This window comes from Achromobacter mucicolens (assembly GCF_029866465.1).
In the GTDB taxonomy this organism is placed as follows: Bacteria; Pseudomonadota; Gammaproteobacteria; order Burkholderiales; family Burkholderiaceae_B; genus Achromobacter; species Achromobacter mucicolens.
Map to the genome: position 1 here is coordinate 4908972 of NZ_CP123364.1, position 17368 is coordinate 4926339.

The 17368-nt window shown below is 67.3% G+C and carries 16 protein-coding genes; all 16 read right to left on the minus strand.

What is annotated here, in order from left to right; translation table 11 throughout:
• Positions 1 to 66: 66 nt before the first annotated feature.
• On the minus strand, positions 67 to 1371 hold the full coding sequence (locus QEP15_RS22355) for an ABC transporter substrate-binding protein (protein WP_253857444.1): 1305 nt from the start codon (positions 1369 to 1371) through the stop codon (positions 67 to 69).
• 37 nt (positions 1372 to 1408) lie between these two features.
• The gene (locus tag QEP15_RS22360; RefSeq protein ID WP_280148088.1) at positions 1409 to 2533 is read right to left on the minus strand and encodes a zinc-dependent alcohol dehydrogenase family protein; all 1125 of its coding nucleotides are present in this window, start codon (positions 2531 to 2533) and stop codon (positions 1409 to 1411) included.
• A 101-nt stretch (positions 2534 to 2634) separates the two neighbouring features.
• Positions 2635 to 3387: a glucose 1-dehydrogenase gene (locus QEP15_RS22365; RefSeq protein WP_062839932.1), complete on the minus strand. Its 753-nt coding sequence runs from the start codon at positions 3385 to 3387 to the stop codon at positions 2635 to 2637.
• Positions 3388 to 3414: 27 nt separating this feature from the next.
• Positions 3415 to 4851 (minus strand): aldehyde dehydrogenase family protein, encoded by a 1437-nt coding sequence (locus QEP15_RS22370; RefSeq protein ID WP_253857440.1) that lies wholly within the window; start codon positions 4849 to 4851, stop codon positions 3415 to 3417.
• Positions 4852 to 4871: 20 nt separating this feature from the next.
• A complete protein-coding gene (locus QEP15_RS22375) occupies positions 4872 to 5528 on the minus strand; it encodes an ABC transporter ATP-binding protein (protein WP_063956832.1) in 657 nt (218 codons plus the stop codon).
• A gap of 3 nt (positions 5529 to 5531) precedes the next feature.
• Positions 5532 to 6272, minus strand: coding sequence for an ABC transporter ATP-binding protein (locus QEP15_RS22380; protein ID WP_056325083.1), 741 nt, complete (start codon positions 6270 to 6272; stop codon positions 5532 to 5534).
• A gap of 2 nt (positions 6273 to 6274) precedes the next feature.
• Positions 6275 to 7255, minus strand: coding sequence for a branched-chain amino acid ABC transporter permease (locus QEP15_RS22385; RefSeq protein WP_056325080.1), 981 nt, complete (start codon positions 7253 to 7255; stop codon positions 6275 to 6277).
• Complete coding sequence (locus QEP15_RS22390) at positions 7255 to 8160, minus strand: branched-chain amino acid ABC transporter permease (protein ID WP_056325078.1); 906 nt, start codon at positions 8158 to 8160, stop codon at positions 7255 to 7257. Before QEP15_RS22390 ends, QEP15_RS22385 begins: the two co-directional genes overlap by 1 nt.
• Positions 8161 to 8404: 244 nt before the next feature.
• Positions 8405 to 8983, minus strand: coding sequence for a DUF4340 domain-containing protein (locus QEP15_RS22395; protein WP_280148089.1), 579 nt, complete (start codon positions 8981 to 8983; stop codon positions 8405 to 8407).
• Positions 8980 to 10359, minus strand: coding sequence for a GldG family protein (locus tag QEP15_RS22400; RefSeq protein WP_280148090.1), 1380 nt, complete (start codon positions 10357 to 10359; stop codon positions 8980 to 8982). The genes QEP15_RS22395 and QEP15_RS22400 overlap by 4 nt, the downstream gene beginning before the upstream one ends.
• Complete coding sequence (locus QEP15_RS22405) at positions 10356 to 11069, minus strand: ABC transporter permease (RefSeq protein WP_056325070.1); 714 nt, start codon at positions 11067 to 11069, stop codon at positions 10356 to 10358. Before QEP15_RS22405 ends, QEP15_RS22400 begins: the two co-directional genes overlap by 4 nt.
• Complete coding sequence (locus QEP15_RS22410; protein WP_280148091.1) at positions 11066 to 12049, minus strand: ABC transporter ATP-binding protein; 984 nt, start codon at positions 12047 to 12049, stop codon at positions 11066 to 11068. Before QEP15_RS22410 ends, QEP15_RS22405 begins: the two co-directional genes overlap by 4 nt.
• 8 nt (positions 12050 to 12057) lie before the next feature.
• Positions 12058 to 12918, minus strand: coding sequence for an N-acyl homoserine lactonase family protein (locus tag QEP15_RS22415; protein ID WP_280148092.1), 861 nt, complete (start codon positions 12916 to 12918; stop codon positions 12058 to 12060).
• 261 nt (positions 12919 to 13179) lie between these two features.
• Complete coding sequence (locus QEP15_RS22420; RefSeq protein ID WP_280148093.1) at positions 13180 to 15186, minus strand: aconitase family protein; 2007 nt, start codon at positions 15184 to 15186, stop codon at positions 13180 to 13182.
• A gap of 10 nt (positions 15187 to 15196) precedes the next feature.
• Positions 15197 to 16171 carry a Bug family tripartite tricarboxylate transporter substrate binding protein gene (locus QEP15_RS22425; protein ID WP_280148094.1) on the minus strand — a complete coding sequence of 325 codons (975 nt, stop codon included), beginning with the start codon at positions 16169 to 16171 and terminating at the stop codon, positions 15197 to 15199.
• Between the two features lie 191 nt (positions 16172 to 16362).
• Positions 16363 to 17265, minus strand: a complete 903-nt coding sequence (locus tag QEP15_RS22430; RefSeq protein ID WP_280148095.1) for a LysR family transcriptional regulator — start codon at positions 17263 to 17265, stop codon at positions 16363 to 16365.
• Between the last annotated feature and the right edge of the window lie 103 nt (positions 17266 to 17368).

Below are 17368 nucleotides of genomic sequence, written 5' to 3' on the forward strand. Positions count from 1 at the left end.
GCCCCGGCGCTCACGCCGGGGCCATCCCTGCACTACACACACTGCTGCTTGCTCAGTCCATCCCGATCAGTTCGGGAACACCTTGATCTGGTCGCTTTTCAACACCTCAGGCGTCAGGCTCTTTTCGATCCACGCCATCGACGTATCCGTCACCCCGGGCGTCACCAGCTCAGCCGGCACGATGGTGATGTCGGACAGGACCTTGAACGGGTACTTGTCGCTCTTCTTGGTCACGCCGAACAGTTGCGCTTCCAAGGCCTGGCCGTCGGCGCGGTGCATCTTCACTTCGCGGCCGTAGCCCTTGAAGCTGACGTCGTGCATGGCGGCGGCCACCTGTTCAGGCGTGGGCCAGTTGCCGCCGTTGTCCTTGATGGCCTTTTCGTAGCCGGCTTTCAGGCCGTAGATGCCTTGCACCATGTGATAGACCGAGTAGATCGGATAGGCGCCGGTCTTGTCGTGGAATTTCTTCACGAAGGCCTGGTGCTTGGGATCGTCCTTGGTTTCCGGGTGCAGGAAGTAGTGATCGCCGCGCGCGCCGACCAGGACGCCTTCGGGCAGGGCATTGCCCAGGCGTTCCAGCGAGCTTTCGGCCAGCGACAGCACGAAGGTGGAGTTCTTGAACAGGTTGCGTTGCGAGGCCTGGCGCACGAAGTTGTCCAGGTCGCCGCCCCACGATGTGGAGACGATGACATCCGGGCGCAGCGCCTGCAAGCGGCTGATTTCGGTGGAGAAGTCGGCGGCGCCGAACTTGGGGAACATCTCGGCAACGACCTTGACGTCGGGCTTGAACTTCTTGAGCGCGGCCAGGAAGATGTCGCGCGAATCGCGGCCCCAGGCGTAGTCCTGGTTCACGATGGCGATGGTCTTGAAGTCGGGCTTGACCTTCATCAGGTACAGCACCTGCGCGACCATTTCGGTGGTGGCGTTGGCCTGCGTACGCACTACGTACTTGTACTTCTTTCCTTCCAGCGCCTTCTCCGTGCCGCAGTCCCACAGCACGTTCAGCACCTTCAGGTCCTCGGCCACGGGCGCGACGATGTTGCAGTGGCCGCTGGAAATGGCCGACAGCATCACGCGCGTGCCGCCTTCGGCCAGACGGCGGTATTCGGACAAGAGCTTTTCGCCGCCGCCGCCTTCGTCGATATAGCTGGGCACGATCTTGACGCCGTCGATGCCGCCGCCGGCGTTGATCTCTTCGATCAGGATGTCGGCCGCATCGCGCGCCGGCACGCCGAATACGGACGCCGAGCCCGACAGGAAGGTCGAGATGCCGACGTTCAGTTCCTTGGGCTTGTCGGCGGCGATGGCCAGCGTGGTCAGGCCCGACAGCAGGGTGGCGCCCAGCAAGGCCGCCAGTCTTGAGGTCTTCATGGTGTTGTCTCCAGTGTTGTTGATCGGGTCTGTGCCCTTAGAAAACGATGGCGTCGCGCAGGCTGCCGCCGGTGGCGAGGTGATCGAACCCCTCGTTGATCTGGTCCAGCGAAAACGATTGCCCCATCATCCTGTCGACCGGCAGGCGGCCGGCCTTGTACAGGTCGATGTAGCGGCTGATGTCGATGGCGGGCACGCCCGAGCCCAGGTAGCTGCCCCGGATCTCGCGCTCTTCGCCCACCATCTGCGACAGCGACAGCGGAAAGCTGAACTTGGGATTGGGCAGGCCGGAGGTGACCGTCGCCCCGCCGCGGCGCGTGAGCTTGTAGGCGGTTTCGAAGGCCGGCACGGCGCCGGCCATGTCAAAGCCGAAGTCCACACGGCCGCCGGCCAGATCCACGAGGTCGTCGTCGGTCTTGATCTGTTTTGGGTTGACGAGGTGCGTGGCGCCCAGTTCTTTCGCCAGCGCCAGCTTCTCGTCGCTGAGGTCGATGGCGACCACCCGGCGCGCGCCGGCGGCCACCGCCGCCAGCAGTGCGCTCAGGCCCACGCCACCCAGCCCGACGATCGCGGCCGTGTCGCCCATCTTGATGCGGGCGCGGTTGATGACGGCCCCGGCGCCGGTCAGCACGGCGCAGCCGAACAGCGCGGCCTCGCGGTGGCTGAGTTCCACATTCACCTTGACGCACGAGCGCCGCGACACCACGGCGTATTCCGCAAAGCAGGACACGCCGGTGTGATGGTTGATGTATTCGCCGCCGATGTGCAGCCGGCGCTCGCCGCCCAGCAGCGTTCCTTTCGTGTTGGCCACGGCGCCGGGTTCGCACAGCGCGGGCCGGCCTTCCATGCAGGGGTTGCAGCAGCCGCAGCTGGGCACGAACACCATGGCGACGTGATCGCCGGCCTTCAGGTCCGTGACGCCGGGGCCGGTCTCGACGACTTCGCCCGACGATTCATGGCCCAGCACGATCGGCACGCCGCGCGGGCGGTCGCCGTTGATGACGGACAGGTCCGAATGGCACAGCCCTGCCGCACGGATTCTGACCAGCACCTCGCCAACGCCCGGCGGGTCCAGCTCGATGTCCGCAATGGTCAGGGGCCGGGACTGCGCGTACGGTCCTTCGACCCCCACTTGCCGCAATAACGCCGCTTTGATTTTCATGCGTCTTCATCCACAGAAGTGATCCGGACCGCGGGCGGTCGCGGCATCCGGCGTGCCGGCGCGAGCGGAGTCTTGCGACCCCGGCAAGCCGGCGCCCAACCCTATACCGTGCGCCCGCCGTCGACAGGGAACTCCACGCCGGTGATGAACTCGGCGGCGTCGCTGGCCAGGAACAGCGCGGCCGCGGCCACGTCGGACGGCTGGCAGAAGCGGCCGAGCGGAATGGTAGACACGAATTTGGCGCGGTTCTCGGGCGTGTCGGGCAGGCCCATGAAGAGTTCGAACATGCCGGTCACGCCCATGACCGGGCAGATGGCGTTGACGCGGATGCCTTCGCCGCCCAGCTCCACGGCCATCGACTTGGACAGCACGTTGACCGCGCCTTTGGACGCGTTGTACCAGCTGAGTCCGGGGCGCGGCCGGATGCCGGCCGTCGACCCGATGTTCAGGATCACGCCGCGCTTTTGCTTGCGCATGACAGGCACGACGGCCTGCGCCATGTGGTAGATCGACTTGACGTTGATGTCGAACATGCGATCGAAGGTGGCCTCGTCCACGTCCAGCATCGGCTGGTTCTTGTGGGTGATGGCGGCGTTGTTGACCACGATGTCCACAGTACCGAATTTGTCGAGCGCGGCGCGCACCACGTTGTCGATGTCGGCGCGGCTGGACACGTCGGCCTTCACGGCCAGCGCGGCGTCGCCGATATCAAAGGCCACGCGGTCGGCGGCCTCTTTATTGATGTCGGCGATCACGACCTTGGCGCCTTCCTTGGCGTACAGCTTGACGATGCCTTCGCCGAAACCGTTGCCCCCGCCCGTGACGATCGCAACCTTGCCTTGCAACTGGCTCATTTTCTGTCTCCGTATTGTGCGCGGCGATCACTCGCCATAGAACTGAATCAGGGTCTTGGTCGTGCTCATTTCTTCCAGCGCGATAAAGCCTTTCTCGCGGCCATGGCCGCTTTTCTTCACGCCGCCGAAGGGCAGCTCCACGCCGCCACCCGCGCCAAACCCATTGATGTAGACCTGGCCGCACTTGATGCCGCGTGCCACGCGCTGCTGGCGCCCGCCGTTCTCCGTCCAGACCGCGCCCAACAGGCCGTAGTCCGTGGCGTTGGCCAGGCGGATGGCCTCGGCCTCGTCCGCGAAGGGCAGCGCCACCAGCACGGGCCCGAAGATCTCTTGCGTGAGCAGGTCGCTGTCGTGATTGGCTGCAGCAAAGAGCGTGGGTTTGACGAAGAAGCCGCCCTTGGGCACGCCGTCCGCGATGCCGCCCTCGGCAGCCACTTTCAAGCCGTCGGACAGCCCCTTGGCGATGTAGCGGTTGACGCGCTCGTATTGCGCCTTGTTGACGACCGGTCCGCAGGTCAGGTCCATGTCCGGCGTGCCGGCGCGCACCTTGGAAAATTCCTCGCCCAGCGCCTTCATGAAGTCCGCGTAGATGCCCTTTTGCACCAGCAGGCGGCTGCCCGCCGTGCAGGTCTGGCCGGTGTTGTGGACGATGCCCTTGACGATGGCCGGAATGGCGAGCTTGTAGCTGGCGTCGTCAAAGACGATGTGCGCCGACTTGCCGCCCAGTTCCAGCACGCACTTGACCGCATTGAGGGCGGCCGCCTGCTGGACCAGCACGCCGACTTCGTTGGAGCCGGTGAAGGTGATGAAATTGATGCCGGGATGGCGCGACAGCGCGGCGCCGGCTTCTTCGCCCAGGCCCGTCACGATGTTCAGCGCACCCGGCGGAAAGCCGACTTCCAGGGCCAGTTCGGCCACGCGGATGATCGACAGGCAGGCGTCCTCGGCGGGTTTGACCACCGCGGCGTTGCCCATGGCAAGCGCCGGCGCCACGCTGCGCCCGAACATCTGCGCGGGGTAGTTCCACGGAATGATGTGGGCGGTAACGCCCAGCGGCTCGCGGATGAGCTGCACCGAATAGTCTTTCTGGAACGGGATGGTCTGGCCGTGGACCTTGTCGGCCGCGCCGCCGTAGAACTCGAAGTAGCGGGCCAGTACCGTGATGTCGCCGCGCGCGGTGGACATGGGCTTGCCGGTGTCGCGCGACTCCAGCTGCGCCAGCTCTTCGTGGTGCGCCAGCACGCTTTCGCCCAGGCGCATCAGCAGGCGGCCGCGCTCCAGCGCGGTCATGTCGCCCCACGCGCCTTCCAGCGCGTCGCGCGCGGCCTGCACTGCCGCGTTCACGTCGGCCTGCTGACCGCGCGGGATGGTGGTGAAGACCTCGCCGTCTACGGGGGAAACGACCTCGATCGTGCGCCCGTCCTGGGCATCGACCTGGCGGCCGCCGATAATCATCTGCGTCATGGAAATGTCTCCGTGGGGTATCAGTTCAGCGTGATCGAGCCGCGCTCGATCGTCCATATCTGGTCGGGGATGTCGCCCAGCAGCTTCACGTTGGATTCCGTGATGACCACGCACAGGTCAGGCTGCATTTCCTTCAGGCGGCCCAGCGCCTCGGTGTAATCGCGCGCCAGCTTGGGCGCGAGCCCCTGAAAGGGCTCGTCCAGCATCAAGAGCCGCGTGCCGACCATGACGGCGCGCGCCAGCGCCACCATCTTGCCCTGCCCGCCCGACAGCGCGGAGCCCGAGCGCTTGAGCATCGGTTCCAGCTGCGGCACCACCTTCAGCACCGTGTCCATGCGGGCCTGGATCTCGGCCTTGGACTGGCCCTGCACCTCGCACGGCAGATGCAGGTTTTCCTCGACCGTCATGGTCGGGAAGATGACACGGTCCTCGGGCGCGTAGCCCACCTTCATGGCGGCGCGTTTGTGCCCGGGCAGCGACGTCAGGTCGGTGCCGTCGAACGCGATCTTGCCGGAACGAATGCGCGTCAGGCCCATGATGGTGCGCAGGAGCGTGGTCTTGCCCGCGCCGTTGCGGCCCACGATGCCGATGGTGCGGGACGCTTCAAAGTTGGCGCTGACGTCGCGCAGGATGCGATTGCCCGCCAGGTCGACGTTGATGGCCGATAGGTTCAACATGGTTCAGGCCCCCAGCACTTCGCTTCTGATCTGCGGATTGTTCAAGACGTCCTCGGGCGAGCCGTCCGCGGCCACCTTGCCCGCGATCCAGGCCGCCACGCGGGTGGCGTAGCGCGACACGATGTCCACGTCGTGCTCGACGAACCAGCTGGTGACGCGGCGCTCGTCCAGCGCGTGCATCACGGTTTCCATCAGCGCGAACTTGTCTTCCGATGCAACGCCGCTGGTGGGTTCGTCCATGATCAGCAACTTGGGCTGCAACGCCAGCGCCATCGCCACGTCCAGCAGCTTGCGCTTGCCTTCGGGCAGCTCGATGCAGGCTTCGTCGGCATCGGGCAAGAGGCCCACCAGGTCCAGCGTCGCGTCCACCTCGCGGGCGTCGATGGTGCTTTCCAGCGACCGGAACCAGCTCAGTTCCTTGTTGCGCCGGGCGGCCGCGATCTGCACGCACTGACGCACGGTGTGTTCGGTAAAAAGCTGCGGAAGCTGGAACGAGCGCCCCATGCCCAGCCGCACGATCTTGCGCGGGGCCATCGCCGTGACGTCCTTGCCGTCGAAATAGACCTTGCCCTTTGATGGCGTGAGGTAGCCGGTGCAGATGTTGATGAAGGTCGTCTTGCCCGCGCCGTTCTGGCCGATCACGGCCAGCCGTTCGCCTTCGTGCAGTTCGAAGTTGATGTTGTCGGCGGCCACCACGCCGCCGAAGGCCAGATAGAGGTCGGTGGTTTGAATGAGCGGTTTCATCGTCAGTTCCTTGCCGCGGCCTGCAGGGGCGCCTGCGCGCGGCGCTGGGCGCGTTCCCGCGACCGGATGCGCTTGGTGATCTGGCCGACGAAGCCGGTGGGGAACATGAAGATGACCAGGATCAGCGTCAGGCCCAGCAGGAATTGCCACAGGCCGGGGAAGTAGGCGGCGGACACGAGCTTGACGGATTCGAAGCCCACCGCGCCCAGGAACGCGCCGGCGGCATGGCCCGCGCCGCCCAGGATGGTGATGAAGACGAACTCGCCGGAACGCAGCCACGAGCCGATTTCCGGCGTGACCAGCCCCTGCATCAGCGCCAGGATCGCGCCCGAGAAGCCGACCACCACGGCAGACAGCAGGTAGCCCTTCCACATGATGAAGTAGGCGGAAAAGCCCAGGTATTCGATGCGGGTTTCGTTGGTCTTGATGGCCGACAGCGCCTGGCCGCTGCCCGATCGGAAGTAGCGCTGCACCCACCAGGCCAGCACCAGCGACAGGACCAGCGTCAGCACCAGCAACGCGCGTTCGAAGGATTCGCGCTCCATCACGATGCCGGCCATGGTCGGGCGCACGATGCGCATCCCGTCCGAGCCGCCGGTCAGCGTGTAGAGCTTGCCCAGGAGCGCGAACAGCACCATGCTGAGCGCCAGGTTCAACATGCCGAAGAAGATGCCGCGGTAACGCACGACGAACAGGCCGATGACGACGGCGGCGACAAAGCTGGCGACGACGCCGGCCAGGATCAGGACGAGCGCATCCAGGCCGGGCATGGCTTTGGCCAGGAACGCCACCGTGTACGCCGAGATGCAGGCAAACATGGCATGGCCAAACGAGATCTGGCCGGCGCGCGCCATCACCGACACGCCCAACGCGGCAATCGCGTAGGTCAGGCCGATGACGATGGGCGTGATGGTCCAGGAATAGGTGTAGCCAAGAAACAGCGTGAACAGCGCGGCCAGCACGCTCAGGACAGGGACTTTCATCAGATCGTCCTCGCTTGGGCAACGGTGAACAGGCCGTGCGGACGGATGATCAGCACCAGCACCATGATGATGTAGGGCACGGCGACTTCCAGTTCCGGCGCGGCGTACACGGCGATGGCGCGGATGATGCCGATGAGCAGCGCGGCGATCAGCGCGCCGGTGATCTGGCCGAGGCCCGCGGTGGCGACCACGGCAAAGGACAGCACCGTCATGTCCGTGCCCGCCCCCGGCACCAGCGAGGTGGTGGGCGAGGCCAGCGCGCCGCCCAGGGCGCCCAGGATGGTCGCGATCACGAAGGTGACGTAGCCGATCTTCTTGGCGTTGATGCCGAGCGACGTGGCGACTTCGCGGTTGTGCGTGGTGGCCACCGTCTGCTTGCCCAGCTTGGTGTGACGCAGGAAGAATTCCAGGCACACGTAGGCCAGCAGCGCCGTGGCGGGCACCACCACCAGTTGATACGTCGTGTAGGTGATATCGCCGATCTCGATGTTGCCCAGGCGATTGACGACTTCGCTGGCGCTATAGGGCTGCGCGCCCCACAGCATGCGCTGGATGTCTTCCAGCATCAGGAAGGCGCCGAAGGTGAGCAGCAGCTTGAGGATGGGGTCGTAGTTCTGTGCGCGGCGGATCAGGACGAATTCCATGATGCTGCCAAGCAGTAGCCCGATGGCGATGGCGGCCACGAACAAGGCCGCGAACAGGAGGATGGGCGAGTCGGTCTTGGGCGCCAGGAACATGACGAGGCTGGCCGCGGCATAGCCGCCAAAGGCGTAGAACGCGCCGTGCGCGACGTTCAGGATGCCCATCACCCCGAACACCAGGGTTAACCCCATCGATACCAGGAACAGCAGACTGGCGTATGCCACGCCATCCACCAAGGCGAGAGGCAATAGATCCAAGGTCAAGCGTCTTCTCCCAATACGCTGAGCACGGCGGCGGCGATTTCAACATGCCACGCGCGGCGTGCGGGCTTGCGCCCGGGCGCGCCCGGCGCGCCCTTGTCTCGTTATCAACCTTTCCGTGCTGATTGGCGCACAGCGCCAGCCGCCGGGAGGCCCTTTTATTGCAGGCTGGAGGCCCGCCCCGCTACGGCGTGGGCACGTCCGCCTGTGTATGTGTGCGAAGTATAGGTAGGGGTGAATCGGCCTGCTATTTATCTTTGTGCAAGGCGGGTTTAACAAGCGATGGAGTGGGTGTAGATTGCCCCAACGCCGCCAGCGGCGCCCGTGTTTGATAGTCCGGGATAATCCGGATCTGCGCCTCGTCCGGCAGGCGTACATAACGGCCTAGCCCATCCGGCGCAAGCGCGCCGACGTCCAGCTGTGCAAGCCTCGCGCCCGCGGCATCGCGCACATCGATGCGCAACTGCGGCGGTGTAAGACCATAGGTTTCGCCGTCCTCGGGCGTGAGCGTGCGGTCGCTGCGCGCCTGCGAAAACAGCGCCACAAAGCCCGCCGCATCAAAGCCTGCCGCCGTTCCCTCCGGGGATGCGACCCAGCCCTGCGCCTGCCGTGTCAGGCGGACCGATCCTCCCGGACCGTCCAGGGTGACCAGCGCGGCCTTGCCGGCCTCCCACGCATAGAGCCTGGCGGGCTTGCCGCTGTCGTCGTGCAGATGGGTATGGCCGTGATGATGCGCCGGGGCATGCACGGCCTCTTGCCATTGCCACGCCGACAGGGCGATGCCGGCCGTGAGCAGCCCGGGCCACAGCAGGCGCCCGGCCTTCAACGCCGCCTCCACCACAGCAGCAGTCCCGTCAGCAGCGCAAGCAGCGGCAGGGCCACCGTACTGGTCCAGAACACGGCGCGCATCTGGCGGTTGGTCAGTTCCACGCGGCGGTTCTCGTAATGACGGGGCCGGATCGTCAGCAAGGCGTCTTCACCCGCCAGCAGCGTGACGGCGTTGGTGAAGAGCGCGCCATTGCCCAGCGTGGCGAAATGCCGGTTGATGGCGAAGTCGCTGTCGCCCGCCACCAGCAGCGTGGGATGGACCGCGCCTTCCGCGCTGGCGGCCTGCGCGTTGCGCGTGGCCAGCGCCATCAGCGTGTAGCGCGAGGCAGGCTGCCCCGGGGGATGCGCTGCGGCTGACGTCTGCGCCAGCGGCGTGACCACCACGCCTGGCGGCAAGGCGTCTGCCGCCGGCTCAAGTCCCGCCGCGCCGGGAAAGAAGCTGAGCGGCAGGCCGCGCGTCATCTTGTGGCGCGTGTAGTCGCTGACCGCGGGACTGCCGGGATCGTTGCGGTAGTGGCTGCCCGGATCGGCCAGCGCGCCCGGCGCGAGCGAGATGCCGAAGTCCGCCAGCAGGCCGTCCAACCCGTGCCGCGTGTCGGGTTCCAGCAGCAACAGCGTCTTGCCGCCCGCGCCGGTCCAGCGGCGCAGCGCTTGCGCATCGTCGTCGCCGAACGGCGTGCGCGGACCGGCCGCCACCAGCACGGCGCAGCCCGGCAAGGCTTGCGCCAGGCTGCCCGCACCCACCGCGCGCGTGGAAAACCCCAGCGTCTGCAAGGCGTTGCGCGCCATCGCCATGCCGTGCTGTTCGTGTACCTCGACGCGCGCCACCAGGTTTTCGTCGCTGCTGTGATCTTCCAGGTCGTCCAGCGACGTCAGACTGTCGAGCGTCGCCTCGCGATGGCCCTGTGTGAAGCAGACCGTCTGCGCCCCATTCTGGCTGATGCGGATGAGCGCATTGGTGAAGTCCGTTTCGGTGCCGCCGTTGATGGTGGTGCGCCGCGCGCCCGATGCCAGCACCGCACTGCCCGCGAACTGGATGCCGGCGGCGCGCGCCTCGGCGGGCCGCAGCGCGGGGTCCACGCCGCGCACGCGGATCAGCGGATTCTCGCGCTCGTACTGCCGCAGGAGTTCCAACGCGTCGACCATGCTCTTGTTGCGCAGGTCGTAGAACCACGTCACCTCGACGGGCTGACGGATCTGCCGCGCGACCTCCAGGCTTTCCGGGGCCAGGCTGTAGACCCGCTGCGCGGTCAGGTCGATGCGTCCCAGATTGCGCGACGCCCACAGGTTCAGCGCCAGCAGCAGCGCGGCCACGGCCAGCACCGGCAGCCACAGCGACAACCGCCGCCCGGCACGGCGCACGGCGGGGCTCATCGCAGCCTCCAGCGCTTCAGGTTGACCGAGGCCACCATCAGGGCCAGCACGGTGACGCTGGCGAGCGTCACCGTGGCCGGTCCGGGCAGCACGCCCCGGATGAAGTCCACATGCTGGGCCGACAGCGACAACGCCTGAAAGAACGGCGACAGCGCCGGAAACGCGTCCAGCGCGGCGGGATAGTCGATGAACCACAACAGCACCAGGATGCCCCACGTGGCGCTGGCGGCCACGATCTGGTTCGAGCAGGCGCTGGACACGGCAATGCCGATCGCCAGGAACAGCGCGCCATACAGGAACACGCCGATGTAGCCGCCCACGATGGGGCCGTAGTCGGGCTCGCCGTACCAGGCCAGCGGCAACACCGCCGACATGGTGCCCGCCAGCATCAGCGCCAGCATGGTCAGCCCCGCCGCATACTTGGCCGCGACCAGCGTGAAGTCCGACAACGGCAGCGTCAGCAGCAATTCCAGCGTGCCCTGCCGCGCCTCTTCCGCGAAGGCGCGCATGCTGACCAGCGGCATCACCAGCATCAGCAGGATGGTCATGTTGTGAAACGCCGTCACCATCTGCCCGGTGCTCACAAAGAACAGGTTGAAGCTGAACAGATAGCCCGACAGGGCCCAGAACACCGCCACCACGGCCAGCGCCACGGGCGAGCCGAAGTCGGTGCGCAGTTCCTTGCGGTACAAGGCCGCGAAACCCTTCATGCGCGTCTCCGTAATGGGGGATCGTTGGGCGCCAGCGCCGCCAGCAGGCGGGCCTCGACCGCTTCCTGCGCGGGCAGCACGGCACGCAGTTCCGCATGCGCCAGCGCGGTGCGCATGACTGCGTCGCAGGCAGCGGCGTTGGGGGTCGCGTTGGAAGTCGCGCTTGCTCCCGGCGGGTCCCACGTAACCCGCCACTTGCTGGCGCCGGCATCCAGCGGCGTGATGTCCACCGCCTTCACGCCCGGGCACGCGCACAACGCTGCGTGCAAGGCGGCATGCCCGGCCGCGGGCAGGGACAGCTGCATTTGCAGCGCCGCCTGCGATCCACCCAGCGGCTGGTCCTGGACCAGCCGGCCCTGCCGCAGGATCGCGATGCGCGAACACAGCGCCTCGACTTCCTGCATCAAATGGCTGCTGAACACCACCGCGCGGCCCTCGGCGCAGCGCTGGATCATCGCGCGGGCTTCCACGATCTGCACGGGATCCAGCCCGTTGGTGGCTTCGTCCAGCAGCAGCACCGGCGGGTCGTTCAGCACGGCCTGCGCCAGCCCCACGCGCTGGCGCTGCCCCTTGGACAGCCGGCCGATCACCGAGCGCGCCACGCCTTGCAGGTCAAAGCCGTCGATGGCGCGTTCGATGGCCTGGCGGCGGGCGCGGGCGCCGCCCTGCACCTTCACGCCGGCGCCGAACTCCAGATACTGGGTCACCGTCAGCGCGTCATAAAGCGGCGCGCGCTCGGGCAGATAGCCGATGTCGGCGTTGCCGCGTCCCGGCGCGGGCTCGCGGCCCCGGATGGCGATGCGCCCGCTGTCGGGCGTGTAAAAGCCCGCCATCAGGCGCAGCGTGGTGGTCTTGCCGCTGCCGTTCGGTCCCAGGAGGCCCAGGATTTCCCCGGGCCTGACGGACAGGCTCAGGGATTCCAGGACCTGACGGGACCCGAACGACTTGCTGACCTGATGCAAGGCGACGGCGGGCTCCATGAGGGCCTTCAGTCGAAGACTTTGGTCTTGGCGTTTTGCGCGTGCTGCGCCGCGTCGTGGCTGTACCAGAGTTGGCCCTGGCGCGCATCGCGGATCTGCTTGAGCCGGTCGATGGCCTGCATGGACGCGGCCGTGTTCCAGGTGATGCCGGGGATGACGCCGGCCTCGTTTTCACCCGTGTAGATGGCGTCCGCGGCCAGCAGCACCGTGCCGGTCTTGGGCAGCCTGACCTGCAGCGACTGGTGGCCCTGCGTGTGGCCCTTGGTGTCCAGCAATACGATGGTGCCGTCGCCGAACAGGTCGAAGTCGCCCTCCACCTGGATGAAGTCGTAGTCGCGCGTGGTGTCGAAGTCTTTCATGACATACGCGGCGCGCTGGAATTTTTCTGGCCACCAGGCGGCGCGCAGCTCGGCCTTCTGCACGACGTGCTTGGCCTTGGGGAACATCTTGATGTTGCCGGCGTGGTCCAGATGGAAGTGCGAGTACACGACGTACTTCACGTCGCTGACGTCAAAGCCGGCGGCCTTGAGCTGGCGGTCGATGACCTCGTCGCGGCCCTGGATGGAATTGAAGGCGCCGCACAGCCCCTGCCCCCAGTAATTGGCGCAGTTGCCATCGGCCGTGGCCTGGTTCATGCCGGTGTCGAACAGCACCAGCCCGCGCGGGTGCTGGATCACATAGGCCGGCACCGGAATCTTGATCTTGGTGCCCACGTCCACCATGGCGGTCATGAAGCCCTTGTCCAACTCGATCTTGCCCACCGACAGCTGCATCAGCTTCACGTCCACCGGCGGCGCGTCGGCGGCGTGTGCCCATCCGCCCGCCATGACCGCCACCGCCCCAACCATTGCCTTCCAGCTCTTGCGCATTGTTGTCTCCTCGGACCAACAGGGGGAAGCCGCAGCCCGGACGGCGCGGCCGATCAGCAAGCTCCCGGTGTGTCCCGGGTTCACATCGTCGACAGGTGTTTTCCGTGCGAAGGCGCCTTGCGGCGGGGCCACGCGCAGCGCGTGGCCGGAAACGGCATCTGGCGGCCGTTTTCTCTGTTGCGCACTCTGACGCAGCCCGGATTGGCTGCCAATTAAGGATTTGTGAAGCTGGGCTTCGCGGCGGGCGAAGTGGGGGGAACCCTAGTACCGCGCCTGCAGCTCGGCAAACGACACCAGCTCGCCGGCCAGCGCGCTGGCCATGACGGTGGGCGGACTGGCCAGCCAGACGCTGCCGGGGCCCGAGCGGCCGGGGAAATTCCGGTTGATGGCGCTGATCGTGACCTGCGAGTCGTCGGTGGATGACCCCGGTCCGCAGTTGGCGCACGCGCCGCAGGACGGCTGCAGGATGCGCGCGCCCACGGCGGCAAAGGTTTTGTCGTAGCCCCGCGCCACGCAGTAGTCGCGCACGGCCGTGGTGCCGTATTGCAGATATAGCGTCACGCCGTCCGGCAGCCGCACGCCGCGCGCCACCGCCCACGCCAGCACCTGATGGTAGTAGTCGAAATCCTCGCGCTTGCCGGCGGTACAGGAGCCGCCATACGCGATGTCGATGCGCGGCCGCGCGGTCAGGCTGGACAAGGGTACGCCGTTGCCGGGGTCTCCGGGCGACGCTACCAGCGGCGACAGCGTGGCGCAGTCCACGCGCAGGACGGCGGCGTAGCCGGCGTCCGGATCGCTGCGCATCCATGGTTCGATCCCGGCGTCCACGCCGCGGCGTTCGCGCAGAAAGCGCGCCGTCTCGGCGTCGGGCGCGACGATGCCCGTCAGGCCGCCCAATTCGGCGGTCATGTTGGTCAGCGTGGCGCGTTCGTCGATGGACAGGGCCGCGATGGCCTGGCCGGCAAACTCGAACACCTTGCCCACGCCCGCGCCCGCCCGGATCTCGGGCAGCGCCAAAAGATGCAGCACGATGTCCTTGGCCGTGACGCCGGCCGGCAGCGCGCCGTCCAGCTCGACGCGCAAGGACGCGGGCAGCGTCAGCCGCACCGCGCCGGTGACGAACGCGTTGGCCATGTCGGTGGTGCCCACGCCGAAGGCCACGCAGCCCAGCGCGCCGCTGTGCGGCGTGTGCGAGTCGGTGCCCACGACGACCTGCCCCGGCAGCGCGTAGTGTTCGGCCATCATGGCGTGCGAGATGCCCGCCACGTTGGCGCCGGTGTCGCGCGCCGCCTCGGCTTCGGTCAGCGTCCGGTGCTGGCGCAGGCCGTAGGCGTCGGCGAAGTCGCGCTGCGCCTGGCACATGGCGCGCACGTTGGGCACGATGCCGGCGCGCACATGATTGGGGCTTTCCTCGACGTAGGACGTGTGGTCCTCGAACACCACGATGCGATCCGGATCCACCAAACGCAGGGGTCGGCCAAATCGCGCATGCAGCATATGGGCCGCCATGCCGGTGTAGTACTCATGGATGAACCGCCAGTCCGCGCGCAGGAAGACGCCGTCGCCTTGCCGGGGGTCGGCGGCGGTGGCGGGCGTTTGCAGCAGATGGCGCAGGATGATCTTTTCAAACAGGGTGCGCGGCGGCCCGACGTCCGGCGCGGCGGGATCGGCCGCGGGATGCCCGGCAACCGGGCCGGCCGCCACCGACACATCGCGCAACTGCGCCTGCCCAAACGCCAGCAGACCGCCCGCCTTGACGATGGCCGCAGCCAGCGCGTCGCGACCCGCCACGATCTCGTCGACCGTGATGCATTCGCCCGCCTGCAGACGGGCCACCAGCCCCATGTCGGTGCTGGTGTAGAGCCCGATGTTGTCGGCGTTCTGGCGGTAGATGCGTTCAAAGCTCTCGGCGATCACCAGCCGCACGCCGGCGGACTTTTCGGCCATCGGGCTGTGCTCGCGCGACGAGCCCTTGCCATACCGCTTGCCCGCGACCACGACGTTGATGCCTGCCTGCCGGATCGCGTCGATGCCGATGGGCTGGGTGTCGCCTGCCCGATAGCCCGTATACGGATACCGGCCCAGTTTCTCGTCGAAGTGCGTCAGGATCGGCACCGGCGTGATCTCGTCGGTGGAAATGTCGTCGCGCAACGGCGCGACCTCGGGCAGGGTCAGCGCCGCGCCGCCCAGTTGCGCGGCCACCCGGATTGGGTCCTGCGTTAGAAACAGCAGGCGGGCCGGGGCGTCGAGTACAGATACGGCAGTCATGGCAATTCGGTCATTCGATGGTGACGCCCGCCGCCTTGACGAGCGTCTGGCTCTTGGTGATCTCGGCGGCCAGCGTCTGCGCCGCCTGCTCCGACGTGGTGCCCTGCGCCACAAAGCCCTGCGGTGACAGCGCCTTGAGCACCGCCGGCTCCTGCATGGTCTTGCGCGTGGCGGCTTGCAGCTTCTGCACGACATCGGCGGGCAGCCCCGCCGGCCCGATCAGCGAGATCCAGGCATCGTACGAATAGCCCTTCACGCCGGCCTCGTCCAGCGTGGGCACGTTGGGCAGGATGGCCAGGCGCTCGGGCGTGCTGACGGCGAGCGCGCGCAGCTTGCCCGCCTGCACCTGCGCCAGCACGGACGGGGTGGCCAGGAATGCGACCTGGATCTGCCCCGACATGACGTCGGTGATCAGCGCGTTGCCGCCCTTGTACGGGATGTGCATCATGTCCACGCCCGCCTTGGACTTGAGCAGCTCGCCGGCCAGATGCAGCACGCTGCCCGTTCCCGACGAGCCGTAGTTGATCTTGCCGGGCTGTTCCTTTGCGGCCTTGAGCAGGTCGCCCATCGTCCTATACGGCGAGTTCTCCGCCACCACGACCACCAGCGGCGTCGTGCCGATGACGGAAATCGGCGTGATGTCCTTGACCGAGTCGTAGGGCAGGCTCTTGTACAGGCTGGGATTGATGGCGTGGTTGGACGACACGATGCCCAGGGTGTAGCCGTCGGGCTTGGCCGACACCAGCTGGCGCGTGCCCGGAATCCCGGCCGCGCCCGCCAGGTTCTCCACGATCATGGGCTGGACCAGCGTCTTGCCCAGGTTCTCGGCCACGACGCGCGCCACCACGTCGGCCGTGGAGCCGGGCGACGTGGGCACGATCAGACGGATGGGACGGTCGGGGTAGCCGGCCGCCGACGCGGCAGGCGCCGCGCCAAGGACGCCAAGCGCGAGCGCACAGCTCACGAGCAATCTGGTGGGGGTCATGATGTCTCCGTATGGGACGCAGCGGGGTCTGGATGCCCCGTATCGGCGATGAACGCGCCTTGACTATACGAAGGCCGCCGGCAACGGCGAAGTGTCATCTCGGCAGCCCCGCCATCGCGAATGGCGAGGGCGGGTTCGGACGGCGGGTTCCGACGGCGGGTTCCGACGGCGGGTTCCGACGGTGCTGCCCGTCAGCCCTGCTGCGACAGAAACCGGACCAGCTTCCCGGCGGTGGCCGACAGCTGCGCCTGGCTGGGAAACACGATGCAAAGCTGGCGCCGGGCCCAATCGTCCGACAGGGGACGCACCACCACGTCCAACGCCTGCAGGTACAGCTCGGCCACCTGCTGCGGCATCACGGCAATGCCCAGGCCCGCGTGCGTCATGCGGCACAGCGCATCCAGACTGGCCACGCGGATCTTCACCGATAGCGTCTTGCCCAGTTCGGCGGCCCGCGCCGCCAGCTGCTGCGTCAACGCGCTGTTCTCGCGCAGGCCCACAAAGGTCTCGTCGGCGATGTCCTGCAGGCTGAGCTGCCGCGCCGCCGCCTTGGGGTGCCCGGACGGCAGCATCACTGCCAGCCGGTCGCGGCGGTAATCCAGCTGTTCCAGACCGTCCGCGCCAGCGATCCGGTTGCAGATGCCGAAGTCTGCCGCGCGCTCTCGCACCAGGCGCAGCACGTCGGGGCTGTGCTGCTCTTCCAGGTCGATATCCACGTCGGGAAACAGGCGCTGAAACGCCGCCACGTCCTCGGGCAGGAACTGCACGATGGCCGACAGGTTGGCCACCACGCGCACGTGCCCTTTCACGCCTTCATAAAAGCGCGACAGCTCCGCCCCCATCGCCTCGACGTCGCCGATGATCTGGCGCGCGTGGCGCAGGACGGTCTGCCCGGCGGGCGTCACCGAGACGCCGCGCGTATGGCGCGCGATGAGCGGCAGGCCGATCAGCGCTTCCATGTCGGCGATGCGGCGGCTGACGGCAGACGGCGCGATGAACTCGCGCTCGGCCGCCCGCGCGATGCTGTTCTCCTGGCACACCGCCACAAAAAGGCGCAGCGAGGTCAGGTCGAGTTTGCGTAGGATGCTTTCCATGGCGGATCGGACGAGAGCGGCGGGGACGGCCCCCGCATCGACCGGGGGATCGTACACCACGCCCCTCGCGGTATGGGACGGGAGGTCCCGCCGCGTATCCGAA

Bases quoted from the DNA above. Each gene is read 5' to 3' on its own strand.
- QEP15_RS22355 (WP_253857444.1), bottom strand. From the start codon at position 1,371: ATGAAGACCTCAAGACTGGCGGCCTTGCTGGGCGCCACCCTGCTGTCG.
- QEP15_RS22360 (WP_280148088.1), bottom strand. From the start codon at position 2,533: ATGAAAATCAAAGCGGCGTTATTGCGGCAAGTGGGGGTCGAAGGACCG.
- QEP15_RS22365 (WP_062839932.1), bottom strand. From the start codon at position 3,387: ATGAGCCAGTTGCAAGGCAAGGTTGCGATCGTCACGGGCGGGGGCAAC.
- QEP15_RS22370 (WP_253857440.1), bottom strand. From the start codon at position 4,851: ATGACGCAGATGATTATCGGCGGCCGCCAGGTCGATGCCCAGGACGGG.
- QEP15_RS22375 (WP_063956832.1), bottom strand. From the start codon at position 5,528: ATGTTGAACCTATCGGCCATCAACGTCGACCTGGCGGGCAATCGCATC.
- QEP15_RS22380 (WP_056325083.1), bottom strand. From the start codon at position 6,272: ATGAAACCGCTCATTCAAACCACCGACCTCTATCTGGCCTTCGGCGGC.
- QEP15_RS22385 (WP_056325080.1), bottom strand. From the start codon at position 7,255: ATGAAAGTCCCTGTCCTGAGCGTGCTGGCCGCGCTGTTCACGCTGTTT.
- QEP15_RS22400 (WP_280148090.1), bottom strand. From the start codon at position 10,359: ATGAGCCCCGCCGTGCGCCGTGCCGGGCGGCGGTTGTCGCTGTGGCTG.
- QEP15_RS22405 (WP_056325070.1), bottom strand. From the start codon at position 11,069: ATGAAGGGTTTCGCGGCCTTGTACCGCAAGGAACTGCGCACCGACTTC.
- QEP15_RS22410 (WP_280148091.1), bottom strand. From the start codon at position 12,049: ATGGAGCCCGCCGTCGCCTTGCATCAGGTCAGCAAGTCGTTCGGGTCC.
- QEP15_RS22415 (WP_280148092.1), bottom strand. From the start codon at position 12,918: ATGCGCAAGAGCTGGAAGGCAATGGTTGGGGCGGTGGCGGTCATGGCG.
- QEP15_RS22420 (WP_280148093.1), bottom strand. From the start codon at position 15,186: ATGACTGCCGTATCTGTACTCGACGCCCCGGCCCGCCTGCTGTTTCTA.
- QEP15_RS22425 (WP_280148094.1), bottom strand. From the start codon at position 16,171: ATGACCCCCACCAGATTGCTCGTGAGCTGTGCGCTCGCGCTTGGCGTC.
- QEP15_RS22430 (WP_280148095.1), bottom strand. From the start codon at position 17,265: ATGGAAAGCATCCTACGCAAACTCGACCTGACCTCGCTGCGCCTTTTT.